The 18,837-nt window shown below is 61.1% G+C and carries 16 protein-coding genes; 9 read left to right on the top strand and 7 right to left on the bottom strand.

The genetic code is table 11. The features are described 5' to 3' along the window. Positions 1–3: 3 nt before the first annotated feature. The 3 genes from PZ897_RS05780 to PZ897_RS05770 all read right to left on the bottom strand — a co-directional run bounded on the left by PZ897_RS05780 (position 4) and on the right by PZ897_RS05770 (position 4,128). Complete coding sequence (locus PZ897_RS05780) at positions 4–1,008, bottom strand: ABC transporter permease subunit (protein ID WP_275750724.1); 1,005 nt, start codon at positions 1,006–1,008, stop codon at positions 4–6. A 54-nt stretch (positions 1,009–1,062) separates the two neighbouring features. Then, positions 1,063–2,658: an ABC transporter substrate-binding protein gene (locus PZ897_RS05775; RefSeq protein ID WP_275750722.1), complete on the bottom strand. Its 1,596-nt coding sequence runs from the start codon at positions 2,656–2,658 to the stop codon at positions 1,063–1,065. A gap of 408 nt (positions 2,659–3,066) precedes the next feature. Then, entirely contained in the window at positions 3,067–4,128 is a 1,062-nt protein-coding gene (locus PZ897_RS05770) for a diaminopropionate ammonia-lyase (protein ID WP_275750720.1), read from the bottom strand. Positions 4,129–4,337: 209 nt separating this feature from the next. Between PZ897_RS05770 and PZ897_RS05765 the strand changes: the two genes are divergently transcribed. Further along, the gene (locus PZ897_RS05765) at positions 4,338–5,540 is read left to right on the top strand and encodes a Xaa-Pro peptidase family protein (protein WP_275750718.1); all 1,203 of its coding nucleotides are present in this window, start codon (positions 4,338–4,340) and stop codon (positions 5,538–5,540) included. Positions 5,541–5,704: 164 nt separating this feature from the next. Here the strand turns inward: PZ897_RS05765 and PZ897_RS05760 are convergent, their stop codons facing one another. Together PZ897_RS05760 and PZ897_RS05755 are read right to left on the bottom strand one after the other, a co-directional pair. After that, positions 5,705–8,848, bottom strand: a complete 3,144-nt coding sequence (locus PZ897_RS05760) for an efflux RND transporter permease subunit (RefSeq protein WP_275750717.1) — start codon at positions 8,846–8,848, stop codon at positions 5,705–5,707. Next, the gene (locus PZ897_RS05755) at positions 8,845–9,987 is read right to left on the bottom strand and encodes an efflux RND transporter periplasmic adaptor subunit (protein WP_343217443.1); all 1,143 of its coding nucleotides are present in this window, start codon (positions 9,985–9,987) and stop codon (positions 8,845–8,847) included. Before PZ897_RS05755 ends, PZ897_RS05760 begins: the two co-directional genes overlap by 4 nt. A gap of 456 nt (positions 9,988–10,443) precedes the next feature. On the opposite strand from PZ897_RS05755, the gene PZ897_RS05750 reads away from it, so the two are divergent. Then, complete coding sequence (locus tag PZ897_RS05750; RefSeq protein WP_275750713.1) at positions 10,444–11,241, top strand: pyrroline-5-carboxylate reductase dimerization domain-containing protein; 798 nt, start codon at positions 10,444–10,446, stop codon at positions 11,239–11,241. A 6-nt stretch (positions 11,242–11,247) separates the two neighbouring features. Here the strand turns inward: PZ897_RS05750 and PZ897_RS05745 are convergent, their stop codons facing one another. Further along, positions 11,248–12,018 (bottom strand): DeoR/GlpR family DNA-binding transcription regulator, encoded by a 771-nt coding sequence (locus PZ897_RS05745; RefSeq protein ID WP_275750711.1) that lies wholly within the window; start codon positions 12,016–12,018, stop codon positions 11,248–11,250. Between the two features lie 132 nt (positions 12,019–12,150). Then, positions 12,151–13,104: a pca operon transcription factor PcaQ gene (gene pcaQ / locus PZ897_RS05740; RefSeq protein ID WP_275750710.1), complete on the bottom strand. Its 954-nt coding sequence runs from the start codon at positions 13,102–13,104 to the stop codon at positions 12,151–12,153. Positions 13,105–13,165: 61 nt separating this feature from the next. Between pcaQ and pcaC the strand changes: the two genes are divergently transcribed. The 7 genes from pcaC to PZ897_RS05705 are packed head-to-tail and all read left to right on the top strand — an operon-like array spanning position 13,166 to position 18,833. Continuing rightward, positions 13,166–13,561: a 4-carboxymuconolactone decarboxylase gene (pcaC, locus tag PZ897_RS05735; RefSeq protein ID WP_275750709.1), complete on the top strand. Its 396-nt coding sequence runs from the start codon at positions 13,166–13,168 to the stop codon at positions 13,559–13,561. Then, on the top strand, positions 13,558–14,298 hold the full coding sequence (gene pcaH / locus PZ897_RS05730) for a protocatechuate 3,4-dioxygenase subunit beta (RefSeq protein WP_275750707.1): 741 nt from the start codon (positions 13,558–13,560) through the stop codon (positions 14,296–14,298). The genes pcaC and pcaH overlap by 4 nt, the downstream gene beginning before the upstream one ends. Position 14,299: 1 nt before the next feature. Then, complete coding sequence (gene pcaG / locus PZ897_RS05725) at positions 14,300–14,908, top strand: protocatechuate 3,4-dioxygenase subunit alpha (RefSeq protein ID WP_275750705.1); 609 nt, start codon at positions 14,300–14,302, stop codon at positions 14,906–14,908. Positions 14,909–14,922: 14 nt separating this feature from the next. Beyond that, positions 14,923–15,777, top strand: coding sequence for a CoA transferase subunit A (locus PZ897_RS05720; RefSeq protein WP_275750704.1), 855 nt, complete (start codon positions 14,923–14,925; stop codon positions 15,775–15,777). Then, entirely contained in the window at positions 15,774–16,568 is a 795-nt protein-coding gene (locus PZ897_RS05715) for a CoA-transferase subunit beta (protein WP_275750702.1), read from the top strand. Before PZ897_RS05720 ends, PZ897_RS05715 begins: the two co-directional genes overlap by 4 nt. Further along, positions 16,568–17,773, top strand: a complete 1,206-nt coding sequence (gene pcaF / locus PZ897_RS05710) for a 3-oxoadipyl-CoA thiolase (protein WP_275750700.1) — start codon at positions 16,568–16,570, stop codon at positions 17,771–17,773. The genes PZ897_RS05715 and pcaF overlap by 1 nt, the downstream gene beginning before the upstream one ends. A gap of 1 nt (position 17,774) precedes the next feature. After that, positions 17,775–18,833 (top strand): 3-carboxy-cis,cis-muconate cycloisomerase, encoded by a 1,059-nt coding sequence (locus PZ897_RS05705; protein WP_275750698.1) that lies wholly within the window; start codon positions 17,775–17,777, stop codon positions 18,831–18,833. Positions 18,834–18,837: the final 4 nt, after the last annotated feature.

Below are 18,837 nucleotides of genomic sequence, written 5' to 3'. Positions count from 1 at the left end.
ACCTCAATGCCTGATACGCGGATTGATCAGGCCATACAGCAGATCAACCACGAGATTGACGATCATGATGACCCCGGCGATCAACAGCAATCCACCTTGCACCACCGAATAATCGCGCTTGAAAACGGAATCGACCATCCACTTGCCGATGCCCGGCCAGGAGAAAATTGTCTCGGTCAGGATCGCGCCGGCCAGCAACACGCCGACCTGCAGCCCGATGGTGGTGATCACCGGTATCAGCGCATTGCGCAGCGCATGCAGCCCGATCACCCGCCGCGGCGGCAGGCCCTTGGCGCGCGCGGTGCGAACGTAATCCTCGCCCAGAACCTCGAGCATGGCCGAACGCGTCTGCCGGGCGATCACCGCAAGCGGGATCGTCGCCAGCACGATGGTCGGCAGGATGAGATGGCTCAGCGCCGATCTGAAGGCGCCGGATTGGCCCGACAGCAGACTGTCGATCAGCATGAATCCGGTCACGGGCGGAAAGAAATAGATCAGCGAGATCCGCCCCGAGACCGGGGTCCACTGCAAGATGCCCGAAAACAGGATGATCAGCAGAAGTCCCCACCAGAAGATCGGCATCGAATAGCCGACCAGCGCCGTGCCCATGACGCTCTGATCGAGCCAGGTGCCGCGTTTGACCGCAGCCAGCACACCGGCCGGAATACCCACCAGCGTTGCCAGGATGATGGCGCACAGCGCCAGTTCGATGGTCGCCGGAAACAGCGTCATGAACTCGTCGAGCACCGGGCGCTTGGTGACGATGGACGTCCCGAAGTCGCCGGTGAGGATATCTTTCAGGTAATTGATGTATTGGATCGGGAGTGGCTTGTCGAACCCGAGCGAGGCCTGCAGTTCGGCATAGCGTGCGGGATCAACCCCGCGCTCGCCGGCTAGCAGCATGATCGGATCGCCAGGCAGCAGGCGAATGAAAGCGAAAGCCACGATCGACACGCCGATAAAGGTCGGAATCAAAAGGCCTACACGGGTAAGAAAAAATCGCAGCATGTGATCAATGGCGGCGGGGGCGCCCGAAAAACGCCCCCGCCTTTCCTGTTCGGGTTATTCGGCGATATCAACACCGGTGAACCAATGGCCACCGAGAGGATCCATCACGTAGCCGCTGACCTTCTTGCTCATCGGCATGAAGACCACCGAATGGGCAATGGTTGCCCACGGTGCTTCGCGCTTGAAGACGACCTGGGCCTCTTCATACAGCGCGGTCCGCTCGGCCTTGTCAGACACGACCTTGGCCTTCTGGATCAGGGCTTCGAACTCGTCGTTGCACCATTGTGCACGGTTGGAGCCGCCAACACCGTCACAGCCCAGCAGCACGGCGAGGAAGTTGTCCGGATCGCCATTGTCGCCGGTCCAGCCGAGCAGCACCGCACCATCGCGGTCCTTGGCCTTGGATTTGTCGAGATACTCGCCCCACTCGTAGGAAACGATTTCGACATTGACGCCGACCTTGGAGAAGTCTTCCTGAATAACCTCGGCCATACGGCGGGCATTCGGGTTGTAGGGACGCTGCACAGGCATCGCCCAGACCTTCATCGAAAGGTCCGTCACACCTTCTTCCGCAAGCATCGCCTTGGCAGCTTCGGGATCATAGGCATCGTCTTCAACGGCCTTGTTATAAGACCACATGGTTGGCGGGATCGGGTTCTTGGCAGCCTGGCCTGACCCCTGGAACACGGCATCCAGAATGGCCTGCTTGTTGATCGCCATGTTGAGCGCCTTGCGCACCTTGGCGTTGTCGAACGGAGCGACCAGCGCATTGTAGGCCAGATAGCCGACATTCAGGCCTTCCTGCTCCATCAGCTGCAGGTCGTCATTTGCCCGGAGTGCGTCCAGATCGGCCGGATTCGGATAGGGCGCCACGTGGCATTCACCGGCCATCAGCTTCTGCTGGCGCACCGATGCGTCGGTGGTGATGGCAAACACCAGATCGTCGATCTTTTCCTTGCCAGCCCAGTAGTCGGGATGCGCCTTGAAGCGGATCACGGCGTCGGGCTGATAGGCGACGAACTGGAACGGACCGGTACCGACCGGCTTTTGGTTGAGATCGGAAGCCTTGCCGTCAGCTTCCAGCTTGTCGGCATATTCCTTCGACACGATCGAGGCGAAATCCATAGCCATGTTGGCGATGAACGGCGCTTCGGGACGGTTGAGCACGAACTTGACCGTCATGTCGTCAACCTTCTCGATTCCCTTGAGAAGATCAGGCATCGACATGCCGTTGAAATACTCCCAGCTCGCACCTTCGACATATTTGTTGAAGGAGTTGTCTTCGTTGAGCTGACGTTCGAACGAGAAGATCACATCGTCGGCGTTGAGGTCACGCGACGGAGTGAAAAAGTCTGTGGTGTGGAACTTTACACCCGGGCGCAGCTTGAAGGTGTATTCCAGACCGTCCTCGGACACTTCATAGCTTTCGGCAAGACCGGGCTTGGTTTCAGTGGTGCCGATGTTGAATTCAACCAAGCGGTTGTAGACGTTCTTCGACGAGGCGTCGAAGGTCGTTCCCGATGTGTAAAGAGCGGGGTCGAAACCTTCCGGCGACCCTTCCGAGCAATAGACCAGCGTCTTGGCCTGCGCAGTCGATGCGAGCATTGCTGCGAGCGCGGTCGTTGCCAATAGTGAGTTCAGCTTTTTCATGGCGTATCCCCTGTGGTTGTACGCGATATCTGTTTGTTCACCGGAAAGCCTAGTTACCGCCCCCCAGCTTGCCGGAGATCAAACGCCAATCGCGATTTCAATGCAAGCGCGATTCCTGTCTTATTCATGGCAGCTGACGCAATGTTTCGAAACATCGGGGCTCCCGATTGTGTCGAAGCAGTCCGGCAAGGGCAGTTGCTCAGGAATGGCGATCGAAGTTCGCGCCATGCCCGCAATCGAACTCGACCATGCCGGCGTCGCCGCCCGTCATCGTGCGAATGTGGCAATCCATCTGGCGGGAAGCTGGCTGACTGGCTTAATCCTGCGCACGATCTCGGGGATGCCCTGTCATGGCAAGCTTCGCCGAGGACAGTGCGCAAGCGCCGGCATCACGATGGCCATATCAGATCAGGCTGTCTCCGGCCCCTCGGTCGCGATCAACAGGCAGCGTGCTTCCGGTCCGGGATCCAGCTCCTGAAGGGCGGCCAGCGGCGCCGCACCGCTGGGCGTGGTCTGAATGCCATGGCTCGCAAATTGCCGTGTCGCGGCCTTTGCGTCAGTGTCACTCACGGTCATGAAAAGATCCGCGTCGTGGCGCAGCGCCTCGAAGGCGATCAGCGACGCGTCCTTGCAGTCAAGCCGCCCCATGTTTGATTGCGGACCTTCGGCGCGCAGGAGTATTCCGGCCTTTGCACTTTGCAACAGACATGGCGCTGCGTCCGGCTCCACCACGATGATCTGCGGCTGAGCCGGCCAGTGCTGGCGAATATGCGCGGCCATCGCGGCGGCCAGTCCGCCGACGCCGGCCTGCACGAAGACATGCGTCGGCCAATCCCGGGTCTTCACAAATTTGGCCCGGCATTCGTCGGCAATCACGCTGTAGCCTTCCATCACCAGAGCGGGTCTTTCGGTGTACCCCTCCCAGGACCCATCGGCGAGAAGCAGCCACCCGTTCCGGTCGGCGGCATCAACCGCATACCGGACGCTGTCCTCATAGGAACCGTCGACCCGAACCACTTCGGCTCCGGTGTTGCGAATCCGCTCGGCGAACCCTTCAGGAACAGCGCTGCTCAGGACGATGATTCCGCGGGCACCGAAAATATGCGCACCCGCTGCCACCGACAGGCCGTGATTGCCGGCGCTGGCGGTGATGAAGGTCATGTTTGCGGCGGTCTGCCGGGCGTGTTCGCTGTTCAGGTCCGAGGCACCGGATGCGTCCTCTATCATCTGAGCCACCGCGAACACACCGCCCAGCGCCTTGAAGCTGCCGAGCCTCATGCGTTGGGTCTCATCCTTGACCATGAGCGCACCAATGCCGAGTCCGGCGGCAAATTCCGGCATCAGCTGCAATGGCGTTGCCGCATAGGCCGGGCACAGCCGCAGCATCGCCAGGGGGCGATCCGGTTCGATTCGGAAAAGGCGTTCGACGCCGCTCGGGTTCAATCTCGAATTGATAAATCTCATGGTCATAGGTTACCTCAGCCCGTCATTCTGGCCATATCAGAATTTGAAAAGCTTGTGAAAGTCAGTCAGAAACGGGCAACACTCTGATCTTGGGCGGCTGAAGGAAAAAGTACTCCGGTTGAAGGGCATCCGCCATGCCACCTCGCAGCGAGTTTGAGCCAAGTGCCTTGCGGGCGCTTGGCGGGAGCCCGATGCCCTGTTTGAAGGCGAGTCGCATGAGCAAAATACTGGATCAACTGCCTGCAGGCGAAAACAGTCCGGCGCGCGGCTTCGCGGTACCCGAATTCCAGGCCCGCCTCGCCCGGGCGCAAGCGGCGATCGCGGATGCAGGGCTGGATGGGCTGTTTCTGACCACCGAGCCAGAAATCCGATATTTCACCGGATTCCTGACCCGTTTCTGGTTGAGCCCGACGCGTCCCTGGTTCCTGCTGGTCCCGTCCACCGGCAAGCCGGTCGCGGTCGTACCCGCAATCGGCCGCGAATGTCTCCTCAACACCTGGCTTGATGACGTGCGCAGTTGGGACTCACCGCAGCCGGAAGATGAAGGCGTTTCCCTGCTGGCCGCCACAATGCGGGAGGTACTCGGCGACAATGCCCGCATTGGCATTCCGGAAGGACCGGAGACTCATTTGCGCATGCCTTTGGGCGATTTTCGCCGCCTGCGCGCGGCTTTGCCGAACGTTGAGTTCACCGATGCCACCGCTGTCATCAGGACTCTGCGGATGGTAAAGTCGGCGGCCGAAGTGAAGAAAATCGCCCATGCCTGCGCAATCGTTTCCGATGTGTTCGACGCGTTGCCGGCCATGCTGAGCGCGGGCATGAGTGAGATCGAGATTTTCCGGCGCTTCAAGATCGTCTGCCTGGAGCGGGGCATTGACGATGTTGATTACCTCGTCGGTGGCGCCGGGCCGGGCGGATACACCGATATCATCTCGCCGCCCTCGCCGCGCCGCGCCGGCGCCGGCGACATCCTGATGCTCGACACGGGCGCCATCTTCGACGGCTATTTCTGCGATTTTGACCGCAACTTCGCCTTCGGCCATGCCCCGGCAGAGGCTGAAAAGGCCTATGCAGCGTTGCTCGAAGCCACCGGCGCCGGCCTGCAATCCGCGCGCCCGGGCGCCACTTGCGCCGACCTTTATCGTGCGATGCAAAGTGTTCTTGACAAGGATTTCCCCGGCGGCAGCGGCGTTGGCCGGATGGGGCATGGCCTCGGCATGCAACTGACCGAGTGGCCGTCGATCACGCTGCGGGATGAAACGGTGCTGCAGCCGGGCATGGTGTTGACACTTGAGCCATCGGTCGAGCTGACGGATGGACGGATGATGGTCCACGAAGACAATCTGGTTGTGACCGCCGACGGTTCGGCCTTGCTGACCCGTCAGGCCCCGGAATCGCTGCCGGTGATCCCTGTCTGAGCCCTGTCGGTCTTGCCAGCAGCAGGTCGCCGGAGGGCTTTATGCCTCGACCTGTGTCAAGGCGCCGACATCAACCGGTCAGTTCATCGTTGCGCCAACCCGGTTTGGCAGTGGTGCCGCCCGCTGAACGCCCTCTCAAGCCTGCCGGAATGCTGAGGCCTTCCTTACTCCGCCGGTTCAGCCCGCGCATCTGGCGCTGCCGCTTTGCGGCCAAGTCCGACCCGCGCCTTCATCCGCTGCCACCAGGCCACAACCTTGCTGTCGTGCGACCGCGTGACGATCATCAACAGCGACGGCGTGACCACAAGCGTGAGAATTGTTGAAAACGCCAGCCCGAAGACGATGGCGCTCGACAACGAGATCCACCACTGCGTCGACGGAGCCCCATAGGTGGTCTCATGCGCCATGATCTCGAGGTTGAACCCGAAGGCAATCGGCAGCACACCCAGAATCGCGGTTACGGCCGTCAGCACCACCGGGCGCGCGCGCTCGCGGCAGGTTTCAAGAATGGCCTCGAGCTTGTCCATGCCTTCACGGCGCAAATGATCGTAAGTATCGATCAGCACGATGTTGTTGTTCACCACCACGCCTGCCAGCGCGATGATGCCGATGCCGGTCATCACGACGCCCAGCGGCTGACCCATAATCAGCAGGCCGAGGAACACGCCAATAGTCGACATCACCACCGCAGACAGCACCAGTGCCACCGACAGGAATTTGTTGAACTGGGCCAGAAGCACGACGAAAATCAAAAAGATCGCCGCGCCAAACGCCTTGCTCAGGAACTCGCCTGCGGCCTTCTGCTCCTCGTCTTCGCCGGCGAGCTTCCAGCGGATGCCGAGATCTTCCAGATTGGCTTTCTCGAGCTCGGAGACAATCCCCTGACGCACCGGATCTGCCTGAATCCCTTCATTCAGCCCTGCCTGAACCGTGATCGTGCGCACGCCGTCAATCCGGGTGAGCGTTCCGACGCTGGCCGCCGGTTCGCGGGTGACAAAATTGGAAATCGGGACCGACCCCTGGCTGGTCTCTATTCTGAGGTCATCAAGGGTCGACAGCGTCCGCCGGTCTTGGGGCAGTCTCAGCCTGATATCAACCGCGTCATCAGCCCCTGCTGGACGGTAATCGGTCAGCTTGAGACCGGTCGTCACCAGTTGCACCACGGTTCCTACCGCCGAAGGACCTATGCCATAGCGGGCTGCAACCGCCCGGTCGACCTTGATCTCCCAGTCCACGCCGGGCGGCGGAAGGCCATCTGACACGTCGATGACACCCGGCGTCGCCTCAAGTTGCGCCGCCACCTTGCGCGCCACCGCGGCCAGACCGGATGGATCCGCCGCCGACAGCTGAATCTGGATTGCCTTGCCGGTCGGCGGACCGCCTTGCGGCACCAGCACCTCGATATCAACCCCGGGGAAACCGGTGAGTTCGCGGCGAAAATCATCCAGAATTGCACCCGCCGGCTTGCGTTCGCGCCAATCGACGAATTCGTACTGGATCACCCCGACCACATCTTCAGCGACATTGTTGCCGCCGCCTCCGACCTTTCCGACACGGGTGTAAACACTTGTCAGGCCGGGCCAGCCGAGAATCCGCTTTTCGACCATGCGGACAGCCGCATCCTTTTCATCCAGCGAAAGGTTGCCGCGGGCATGCACGTACAAAAGTCCGTAGTCAGGTTCGACATTGGGAAAGAACTCGACCCCCTTGCCGTATTTGCCATAGACCACCGGCACCACAATCAGCGCAGCCAGGGTGAACGCCACAACGATGAACGGATGCCGGACAGCCCGCGCGACAAACTTCATGTAGAGCCCGTCGCGCTTGGGGCCATCCTCGACCGTCGGCTTGGCGAACATCGCGCCAAGGGTCGGCGTAAACACCAGCGCGTACAGCAACGACGCCGACAGCGTCGCGATCAGCGTGATCGGCATGTATTTCATGAACTCGCCAACCACGCCGGGCCAGAACAACAGCGGCGAAAACGCCGCCACGCGGGTCAATGTCGCAGCCGTCACCGGCCCCGCCATGCGTTTGGCCGCCAACGAAAACGCATCCCGCCGGTCCATGCCCTCCGCCATCCGGCGTTCGGCAAACTCGGTGACAATGATGGCGTCATCGACCAGCATGCCGACAGCGAGGATCAAGCTGAACAGCACCACGATGTTGACGGTCAGACCGGCCAGCGACAGCGCCAGTATGCCCATCAGGAAGGAGGCCGGAATGGCAAACCCGATCAGCAAGGAGGCCCGGCCCGAAAGCGCATAGAGGATCACAATGAACACCAGGATCACCGCGGTCAGCACCGAATTCTGCAAATCGCTGAGCAATTGCCGGATCGAGGTCGATTTGTCCTGGCTGAAACCAATGGCCGCGCCTTCCGGCAACAGCGATTCAAACTCGACCGCCACGGCCTTGACCGCATCGACGGTCTCGACAAGGTTTGCACCTGTGCGCTTGGACACTTCGATGGCGATGGCCGGCTTGCCATTGAGCCGGGTCACGGTTTCGGCATCCTTGAAAGTCGAGCGGATGGTCGCCAGGTCTCGCGCCCGCACCACCGCGTTTGATCCGGCAATGATCGGCAGGTTGGCAACATCTTCCACTGTCTCGATCAGCAACGGCACCTTGACCGCATAGCGGCCCTCCTCCCCCTCGAGCGCACCGGCCGCCACAACCGAGTTGGAGGCATTGACCCCCGCAATCAACTGATCGAGCTGCATGCCATAGGATGACAGCTTTACCGGGTCGATGATCACTTCGACCAGATCCTCGCGCGCGCCCTGCAACGAGGCATCAAGCACACCGCCGACGTCCTCGATCCGGTCGCGCAACTCGCGCGCTGCCCGTGTCAGGGCGCGTTCGGGCACATCGCCCGCCAGCGTCACCACCAGCACCGGGAACTCCGAGATGTTGACCTCGTTCACCGTCGGTTCGTCGGCACCCTGCGGCAGATCCGGTTTGGCGTCGGACACCTTGTTGCGCACATCTTCGAGCGCCTTGGCCAGATCCGCCCCGGCGTTAAATTCGATCACCACATTGCCGCCACCCTGATAGGCGGTGGAGCGCATTTCCTTGACGCCGGTGATGTTCTTCAGCCGTGTCTCCAGAGGCCGCAACAGCAACCGTTCCGAATCCTCAGGCGAAATTCCGGCGTAGCCCAGACTGACATAAATAATCGGGATCTGGATGTCCGGCTCGGCCTCCTTGGGGATCGACACATAGGCCATTGATCCGGCGACGACCAGGAACAGCAGCACCGCCAGTGTCAGCCGCGCATTGCGGATGGCGACATCGACAAAATTCATCGCAGCGGCTCCAGGCTTTCAGCGCTGGCTCCGGCCACCAGATCCGCATTGGCCGGAACTGCATTGACGGTTTCACCTTCACTGACCAGATCCTGGCCGGCGACGATGATCTTGGCGTCCAGGGGAACGCCGCTCAACACCAGTCCTTCAGGCGAATCATCGATCAGGTCAATCGGCACGAATCCGACCGTATTGTCGGCGTTGAGGATACGCAGCCCGAGATTGCCGGCGCTGTCGAGCGTCACCACCGAGCGCGGCAGCTTGACGGCCATCACGGCTTCCGCCTTGATCATGATTTCGGCCGTCATGCCCGCCGGCACCTTGTTGTCGGGATTGGTGATCGCCACCTCGATCGGGAAGGTCCGGGTCCCTGGCGTGGCTTCCAGGCTGACGTGGCGAACTCTGCCGGAGACAATTTCCCCGCTGATCAACCGGACGTCGGCTTCGCGCCCGACGGTGACATGGGAGATTTCGCGCTCGCTGACTTCGCCCAGCGCCACAACCGGATCAAGCTGCAGGAGCACGGCAGCCGGTTCGCCTGAGGGCAGCCAGCTGCCCTCTTCGACCATCACCTGGTCGATAGTTCCGGAAAAGGGTGCGACCACCGTCAGCCTGTCGATATCGGCCTGTGCGGCTTCCAGCTGCGAGCGGGCCGATGCCAGAGCCGAGCGGGCGGTGTCGATCTGAGTTGTCGGCACAATGCCGGTCTTGGCCAGCCTTTCGACGTTTTCGGCTTCCTTCCTGCGCTGAACCAGCAAGGCTTCGGCGGTCTCCACCATCGATTGTTTTTCGGCGCCATCAAGCACCAGAACCACATCTCCGGTCTGCACCTGGTCGCCTTTTTCGACTTTCAGCTCACCCAGTATTCCCGCACTTCTCGTGGCAAGCGTGGTGCGTTTGTCCGGCGCGGTGACGCCTGATACGCGGATGATGCGGTTGTGCTGGATGAAGGGCGGCTCGATCACCGCAACGGTACGCAAGATCTTCTGCGGCTCTTCCGTCGTCGCCTGCTCTGTCTTCGGGGCCTGGTCCGCTTCATCGGGAGCCGCACTGCCAATTGACGAGAACTCACCCGTCAGCACCCAGGCGGCGGAGACAGCCAGCACTACAAACGCGGCAACGGTATGAAACCTTGGCATGGCCATAATCAATCTGCTCTCAATAATGTTTTTACCTGAATCCCGACCCAAACGGGCAACCTCGAAACCCGTGCACGCCAGTGACCGCACGAGCACGATCGGATGTCTAGCTGGGATTTCCGTCCCGGGCTATATAGAGGCAACACCTGGGCCAAAAAAGTACCACGACCGCAATTCATGCTTTCGAGTATAAACCAGCTTGGGTCGGTTGCATTGCAGCAACAGATATACTCTTTGCAATAAGTTCGGCCACAATCAGGCTGACACCTGTATAGGAATCGCGCAGGCCGCCGGTATTTGATCCAGTTATTGGTTTTTATTCATGCACTTGAACTTGACGGCCGCCACACCTTGAAGCTCTGCGACCCAGGCAACACGACAAAGGCAATTTCGAACCTGCGAAAACAGCGGGGGGATCGGACATCAAGTCATGTGCTTACTATCTCGAGGAGTTGAATGGTGGCCAGTGCGCGCTCAATTGGAATAATCGGTGGCTCGGGAATGCTGGGTGGCGCCATGTCCCGCACCTTGCTGGATCGCAAGATTGTTCCGGCCTCCGATTTCTGGATTTCAAGCCGAAGCGGCAGCAGGGCCGGATTCGAGCAATACCCCGAAATGAAGGTAACTCGTGACAACACCGAATTGGGCGCTGCCTGCGAGGTGATCATTCTGTGTGTTCCGCCCGCATTGGCCCCGGAAATCTCCATTCATGTTCCGGGCCGCCTGGTGGTCTCGGTGATGGCGGGGATTCCCCTCAACATAGTTGAGGAATTGACCGGCTCTGATCGCGTCGTCCGGGCGATGAGCAGTCCCGCTGCGGCAATCGGCCTGGCCTACAGTCCATGGATTGCCTCGCCCAAGATCGATTCCGCAGACCGTGCACGCGTGACCGAGATTTTCCAGGCTTGTGGTTCGACTGACGAGATCGAAGACGAGACGCACCTGGATCACTTCACCGCCCTGACGGGACCGGTTCCCGGATTCGTCGCATTCTATGCCGAGTGCATGATTGATTACGCTGTCAAGGCAGGGATTTCACCAACCATGGCCGACCGCGCTGTGCGCCAGCTCTTCCTGTCCGCTGGCGCGGTGATGGCGCACAGCAATGCCACGCCATCAGACCAGGTTCAGGAGATGATTGATTATGCAGGCACGACCGCGGCAGGGCTTCTGGTGATGAAGAATTCGTCCATCGCAGATGCCATCGCCGAAGGGCTCGACGCCGCCGTCGCAAAAGCGCGCAAACTCGGCTGACGCCCCCTAGGGAATCCGCATAGTCTCGATCAGTTCGACATCAGACTCGAGGCAGATTTCACGAATGCGTTCATCCGGGCAATATTCCGTCACGAAGGTGTCGACCTGACCGAGATGGCCGATACGGACCGGCGCTGTGCGTTCGAATTTGGTCGAATCGGCGACCAGAATGACATGCCGGGCATTGGCGATGATCGCTTGGGCCACTTTGACTTCCCGGAAATCGTAATCCAGCAAGGCGCCGTCATGGTCGATCGCAGACGTTCCGATCACCGCATAATCGACTTTGAACTGCCGGATAAAGTCCACTGCGGCTTCGCCAACTATGCCGCCATCTGATGAGCGCACCACACCACCGGCGATCACCACTTCGAATTGCGGATAGGTCCGCATCCGGTTGGCGACGTTGATGTTGTTGGTGATGATCATCAAGCGGCCATGTCGCAGCAGGGCCTGACTGACAGCCTCGGTTGTCGTGCCTATGTTGATGAACAGCGAAGCGTTGTCGGGGATCAGCGCCGCGGCTGCCGTGCCGATGGTCTGCTTCTCCTCGGCCGCAATCTTTCCGCGTTGCGCATATTCCATATTCTGAGTTCCAGACGGAATGATCGCGCCGCCATGGATGCGCATCAGCAGTTGCCGCTCGCACAACTCGTTGAGATCCTTGCGAATGGTCTGCGGCGTCACCTCAAAGCGCGACGCCAGATCCTCGACCAGAACGCGGCCGTCGGTTTTGGCCAATTCGATAATCTCGGAATGTCGAGGTGCTAGGTACATGGTCAGGTGTCATCCAGGCTGCGTTGGGTTCACACCCAGTCTAAAACGAAAGAAACGAAAATCACAATGCGCATTGTGCAGTGACCCGACGATCCCCGATGGGACTGCACCCTAACCATCCGCCCTGCCTTTCTAGGCACTGGCGGTCCGCCGCCGGAGAATATCGGCAAAAAACTGGGCTGCGTCATGCGGGCGGTCCACATCCCGGGTAATCAGACCAACCGCGCCCATGGTCGATCCGGTATCGATCGGGAGTTCGACGAATTCGCCGGACTCGAGCTCCGCCGCCACCACGCCGCGGGAAATGATCCAGATCGCGTCGGCAGCCCGCAGGAACGCCCGGCCGAAACTGTCCGACACCGTCTCGACCGCCCGCACGGGACGCGCCATACCCTGCTCCAGCATCACCCGCTCGACATAGGGGTGGATGATCGATCCCTCCGGAGGCACCAGCACCGGATGGTGCGCCAGAATGTCGGCAGCCACTTGCCGCTGGCCTGAAAGCGGGTGGGACCTGGAGACGATGAACACCACCCGGTCGCGGTAAAGCGGTTCGAATCTGAGACTTGTCATGTTCTCCGGCGCGGGCATCCGCCCCATGACCAGGTCCAGATCTCCCTTGCGCAGCTGATCAAGCAGCACGCGGTTTTCACCGGTGGTAACCCGCAGCGGGCTTTTCAGCCGTGAATCAAGAAACTCGACCACCGCGCTCGGCATGACAGTGACCGACACCGTAGGCAGGGCGCCAACGCGCACCGGGGGTCCTGTCATCGTGGTGACGTTGGTCAGGGCCGCTATGCCGCCACGCACCGCCGCAAGGCCGGACCCCGCATGCGACAGGAAAACCTCGCCCTGATGTGATAGCCTGATGCCCCGGCCGTCGCGTTCGATCAGCGCCGCGCCTACGATCTGCTCAAGTTCGCGAATCGTCCGCGTCACCGCCGGCTGGGTCAGCGACAAGGTAATCGCTGCACGGCCCACACTTTTCTGACGCGCCACTTCAACAAAGGCTTCAAGATGTCGGATTTTTATTCGCCGTGAGATATCCATACCCATTCCGGTATTGGTAATGCCAGAAAAAATCATTATTCATTTCCATTCCAATATGTAAAGTGAGTTCCGCAATGAGACAGAAAGCAGGGACTGAATGGCAATGACCAAATCCATCGGCGAACAGACACGGCGAGCGGTGCTGGGTGATGCTCATGTCGACAGGTCGATCGCCGCCAAGTCGCCCTTTGACGCTCCGTTTCAGGACATGATCACCGCAAGCGCCTGGGAAGGCCTGTGGGCACGGCCGAACTGGAGCCTGCGAGACCGCTCCATCGTCACCATAGCGCTGCTCGCGGCACTCGGACACGACGAGGAAGTGGCCATGCATGTCCGCGCCACGGCCAACACCGGCGCCAGTGAGGACGACATTTGCGAGGCCCTCCTGCATGTGGCGATCTACGCCGGTGTGCCTGCCGCCAACACCGCCTTTCGCATCGCCAAACAGACCTTCGCCGAGATGAAGGCCGAGCGGGGAGAGATCACATCATGAAGTCCAACCGGCCCCCCATCGCCAATTTTTTCCCCAGAGACCGGTCGTGGCATCCCAAAGCCTATACGCCTGACTACAAGACCTCGATCCTGAGATCTCCGTCACGCGCGCTGGTAGCCTTCGGCAACTCGGTGTCGGAGACCTCCGGCCCGGCATTCGGCCACGAGATCATCGGTCCGCTCGACAATGACCTGATCCTCAATTTCGCCCAGCCGGGCATGAGTGCCATCGGTGAGCGCATCATGGTTCAGGGTCGGGTTCTCGACGAACGCGGCCAGCCGGTCCCAGGTGTGCTGATCGAATTCTGGCAGGCCAATGCCGGCGGACGGTATCGGCACAAGAAGGACGGTTATCTGGCGCCGCTGGATCCAAATTTCGGCGGCTGCGGCCGCACCCTATCGGGCGATGACGGCGCCTATGCCTTCCGCACCGTTCGCCCAGGCCCCTACCCCTGGCCAAATGGTCCGAATGAATGGCGCCCGGCCCATATCCATTTTTCGGTATTCGGCCATGGTTTTGCCCAGCGACTGATCACCCAGATGTACTTCGAGGGCGACCCGCTGATTTCGCGCTGCCCGATTGTGCGCACCATCAACGACGACCGCGCGGTCGGTCAGTTGACGGCCCGGCTCGACATGGAGGCGAGCGCGCCGATGGATGCGCTGACCTACCGCTTCGATATCGTTCTGCGCGGTAGCCGTTCGACGCTGTTCGAAAACCGAATGGAGGGAAATTGACATGGCGACACCGATCGAAAGGCCGCTTTATCCCGTCAAGGAATCGGCATCGCAGACCGCTGGTCCCTACGTCCATATCGGCCTGACACCGAACTTCTGCGGCATAACAGGCGTCTACGATACCGACCTTGGTGCAACCATGGTCACCGACCAGACCAAGGGCGAACGTATTACCCTTGAAGGCCGGGTCTTCGATGGCGGCGGGTATCTGCTCACCGATGCGCTCGTGGAAATCTGGCAGGCCGACGCGGACGGGATCTACCATCAAACTGCTGAATCGGATTTTTCAGGCTGGGGACGGGCCCCCGCCCATGCCGAAACCGGAATCTTCCGTTTCGAAACCGTCAAGCCAGGCCGGGTTGCCTTTCCCGATGGCCGGATGCAGGCCCCCCATATCAATGTCTGGATCGCCGCCCGCGGCATCAATCTGGGGCTCAACACCCGGATTTATTTCGACGACGAGGCAGAAGCCAATGCCGCTGACCCGGTGCTGGGACGCATTGAACACCGTGACCGTGTCACCACGCTGATCGCCAGGCGCGACGGCAACAGCTACATCCACGACATCCATCTGCAAGGACCGCAGGAAACCGTGTTTTTCGATATCTGAGAGCGAAGCAAGCCATGGCTCATTTTATGACGCTGCCCGAAGCGGTGGCGCAGAACCTCAAAGCGGGCGACACCGTTGCCTTTGAGGGATTCACCCATCTGATCCCGCATGCCAGTGCCCATGAGGCAATCCGTCAGGGCATCAAGGATCTGACCCTTGTGCGAATGACCCCGGATGTCGTCTATGACCAGTTGATCGGCATGGGCGCTGTGCGCAAGCTCATTTTCTCCTATGCCGGCAATCCGGGCGTCGGTCTGCTCCGGCGGCTGCGTGATTCCGTCGAAAACGGCTGGCCCAACCGGATCGAGATCGAGGAGCATTCCCACGCCGCCATGGCAAACGCCTATGAGGCCGGTGCCGCCGGCCTCCCCTTCGCCACCTTCCGCGGCTACAAGGGCGCAGAGCTGGCCAGGGTCAACCCAAACATCAAGTCGGTCACCTGCCCGTTTACCGGCGAGGAACTGGCCGCCGTCCCGGCGATCCGGCCGGATGTCACCTTCATTCACGCCCAGAAAGCCGACCGTAAGGGCAATGTGCTGATCGAGGGCATCGTCGGCGTGCAGAAGGAGGCGGTGCTGGCGGCTAAGCGCTCGGTGGTCACCGTCGAAGAGATCGTGGACGATCTCGACACCCACCCCAACGCCTGTGTCCTGCCGGGCTGGACCGTCACCGCAATCTCACTGGTGCCGGGCGGCGCGCACCCTTCCTATGCGCATGGCTACTATCCGCGCGACAATGCCAGCTATATCGCCTGGGACAAGATTGCCGCTGACCGCGACCGCTTCCTTGCCTGGATGAAGGACAATGTTCTCGACGCAACGCCCGAGGATTTCGCCGACAGGATCAAACATTTGAGGAGCGCAGCATGAGCGAACCTGATTTCACCTCCGACGAAATGATGACCATTGCAGCCTCCCGTGCGCTGAAGAATTCGGATGTCTGCTTCGTCGGCATTGGCGCGCCTTCGGCAGCCTGCAATGTCGCCCGCCTGACCCATGCGCCGGATGTCACCCTGATTTATGAGAGCGGGACCATCGGCACCGCACCGCAGGTTCTGCCGCTGTCGATCGGCGACGGCGAACTGTGCGACACTGCGGTGACCACGGTATCGGTGCCGGAGATGTTCCGCTACTGGCTGCAGGGCGGCCGGGTGACCGTCGGCTTTCTGGGCGCGGCCCAGATCGACCGGTTCGGCAACATCAACACCACCGTCATCGGCGATTATGACACGCCCAAGACCCGCCTGCCCGGCGGCGGCGGTGCGCCGGAGATCGCCTCATCCTGCGGCGAGATTTTCATCACCCTGAAGCAGTCCAAGCGCGCGATGGTCGACAAGATCGATTTCTTCACCAGCTTTGGTCATGGCGAAGGCGGCGACCATCGCCAGCGGCTCGGGATCTCCACCAAGGGACCGACCCTGATGGTCACAGACCTTGCAGTCTGGAAGCCCGATCCGGTAACGCGGGAATTCACGGTGGTGTCTCTGCATCCCGGTGTGACCCGTGAAATGGTTCAGGACAATTGCGGCTGGACCGTCCGTTTCGCTGAAGACCTTGCCCAAACATCGCGACCATCCGGTGTCGAACTGACAACGCTGCGCGATCTCAATGCCCGTACAAAAGCCGCCCATTCCGGCGGGAAAACTGGAGAAGCCGCCTGATGGCCGAAGCTTTTATCTGTGATTACGTCCGTACCCCGATTGGTCGATTTGGCGGTGCTCTCTCCACTGTCCGTGCCGATGACCTTGGGGCAATTCCGATCCGGGCGCTTACCGAGCGCAATCCCGGTGTCGATTGGGAGAGCGTTGACGAGCTCTATTATGGCTGCGCCAACCAGGCCGGCGAAGACAACCGCAACGTCGGCAGAATGTCGGCGCTGCTGGCCGGATTGCCGGTCACGGTCCCCGGCACCACCATCAACCGCTTGTGCGGCTCTGGTATGGACGCCGTGCTCGCAGCCGCCCGCATCATCCGCTCCGACGAGGCAGACCTCGTCATTGCAGGCGGTGTCGAGAGCATGTCGCGCGCGCCGTTTGTCATGCCCAAGGCCGACAGCGCATTCTCGCGCAAGGCGGAAATCCATGACACCACCATCGGCTGGCGCTTCGTCAATCCGCTGATGAAAGCCCAGTATGGCATTAATTCGATGCCGGAAACCGGTGAGAACGTCGCTGCGGATTTCAACATCACACGCGATGATCAGGACGCTTTCGCGCTGCGCAGCCAGAGCCGGGCCGGCAAGGGACAGGATTCAGGCCGTTTCGCCAGGGAAATCGTCGCCGTGACAATCCCGCGCCGCAAGGGCGACCCGATTGTCGTCGACACCGATGAGCATCCGCGTCCCGGCACCACACCGGAACAACTGGCCAAACTGCCCACACCCTTCCGCGCAGGCGGCAGCGTCACGGCCGGCAATGCCTCAGGTGTCAATGACGGGGCGGCGGCCCTGATCATTGCCAGCGAGGCGGCGGCGAAGAAATATGGGCTGACGCCCATCGCCCGCATTGTCGGCGGCGCCACTGCCGGTGTCGAGCCGCGCATCATGGGCATCGGTCCGGCTCCGGCGACCCGGAATCTCTGCGCCCGCCTGGGTCTCAAGCCGAGCGATTTCGGCGTGATCGAACTCAATGAAGCCTTTGCCAGCCAAGGCATCGCCGTCCTGCGCCAGCTTGGCCTCGACGAGGACGCCGAACACATCAACCCCAATGGCGGCGCCATTGCGCTCGGCCATCCGCTTGGCATGTCCGGCGCCCGGATCACCGGCACCGCCGCGCTCGAACTTGCCATCCGCAAGGAAAAGCTGGCTCTGGCCACGATGTGCATCGGTGTCGGCCAGGGCATCGCCATCGCTTTGGAACGGGTCTGACATGCAAACAGGCGGGTACGGCTGGACATCTCGACTGTTCACTGATGGCGAAATCGCCAAGCAGTTTTCCGATGCGGCCATGTTCGCCCGTTTCGCCAGCTTCGAGAAGGCGCTGATCCACGCTCTTGCGGAGGCCGGCCTGATTGAGCCCGCCGATGCGGAGCGGCTGGTTGGCCAGATTGCAGGTTTCGAACCCGATCCCGAGGCCATCGCCACCGCTGTGGTTCGCGACGGACTGCCGGTGCCCGACTATGTCCGGCAGTTGCGCGCCCATGTCTCGGGACCAGGCAGTTCGCTGCTGCATCACGGCGCCACCAGTCAGGATCTGATCGACACCGCTACGGTTCAAGCGCTGGCAAGGATCAGTGCCATTCTCGGTGACCGGCTTGATGATTTGCTTGCCCTCCTCGACAGTCTCGCCGCCCGCGACGGCAGCAATCCGCTGATGGCCATAACCCGGATGCAGCCGGCGCTGGGATTTTCCACGCAAGATCGCCTGGCGGCATGGCGGCGGCCGCTCGAAACACTGCGCGACCAGCTTCCGGCGCTGAGACACCGCAGTGGCCTCCTTCAGTTCGGCGGGGCGATAGGGACACTTCAAGCTCTCGGCGACAGGCGCGAATCTGTTGCCCGATCTCTCGCCAAGCAGTTGAACCTGCACTGGCCTGGCCACAGCTGGCATTCCGCGCGGGACCCGATCACCGCCCATGCCACATGGATGGGCGATCTCAGCGGGGCGCTGGGCAAGATCGGCCAGGACGTGGCGCTCATGGCGTTACGTGGTCCGCAAGACATCCGGCTTTCGGATGCAGGCGCTTCTTCCGCCATGCCACACAAGCAAAACCCGGTGACAGCGGAGCGGCTTGTCACCCTGGCGCGCTACAACGCCACACTCGTCTCCGGCATGCACCACGCCCAGATCCATGAGATGGAGCGTTCCGGTGCAGCGTGGATGCTGGAATGGATGATCCTGCCACAAATGTGCGAAACCACCGGCGCCAGCCTCGCGGCAGCCCGTGCCTTATTCAAATCCATCGACCGCATGGGAGAGCCGTCATGAAGAC

Source organism: Hoeflea sp. YIM 152468 (genome assembly GCF_029210485.1).
Taxonomy (GTDB): Bacteria; Pseudomonadota; Alphaproteobacteria; order Rhizobiales; family Rhizobiaceae; genus Hoeflea.
The sequence above is the reverse complement of the archived record's forward strand: the minus strand, read 5'-3'. Positions and strand labels throughout refer to the sequence as shown.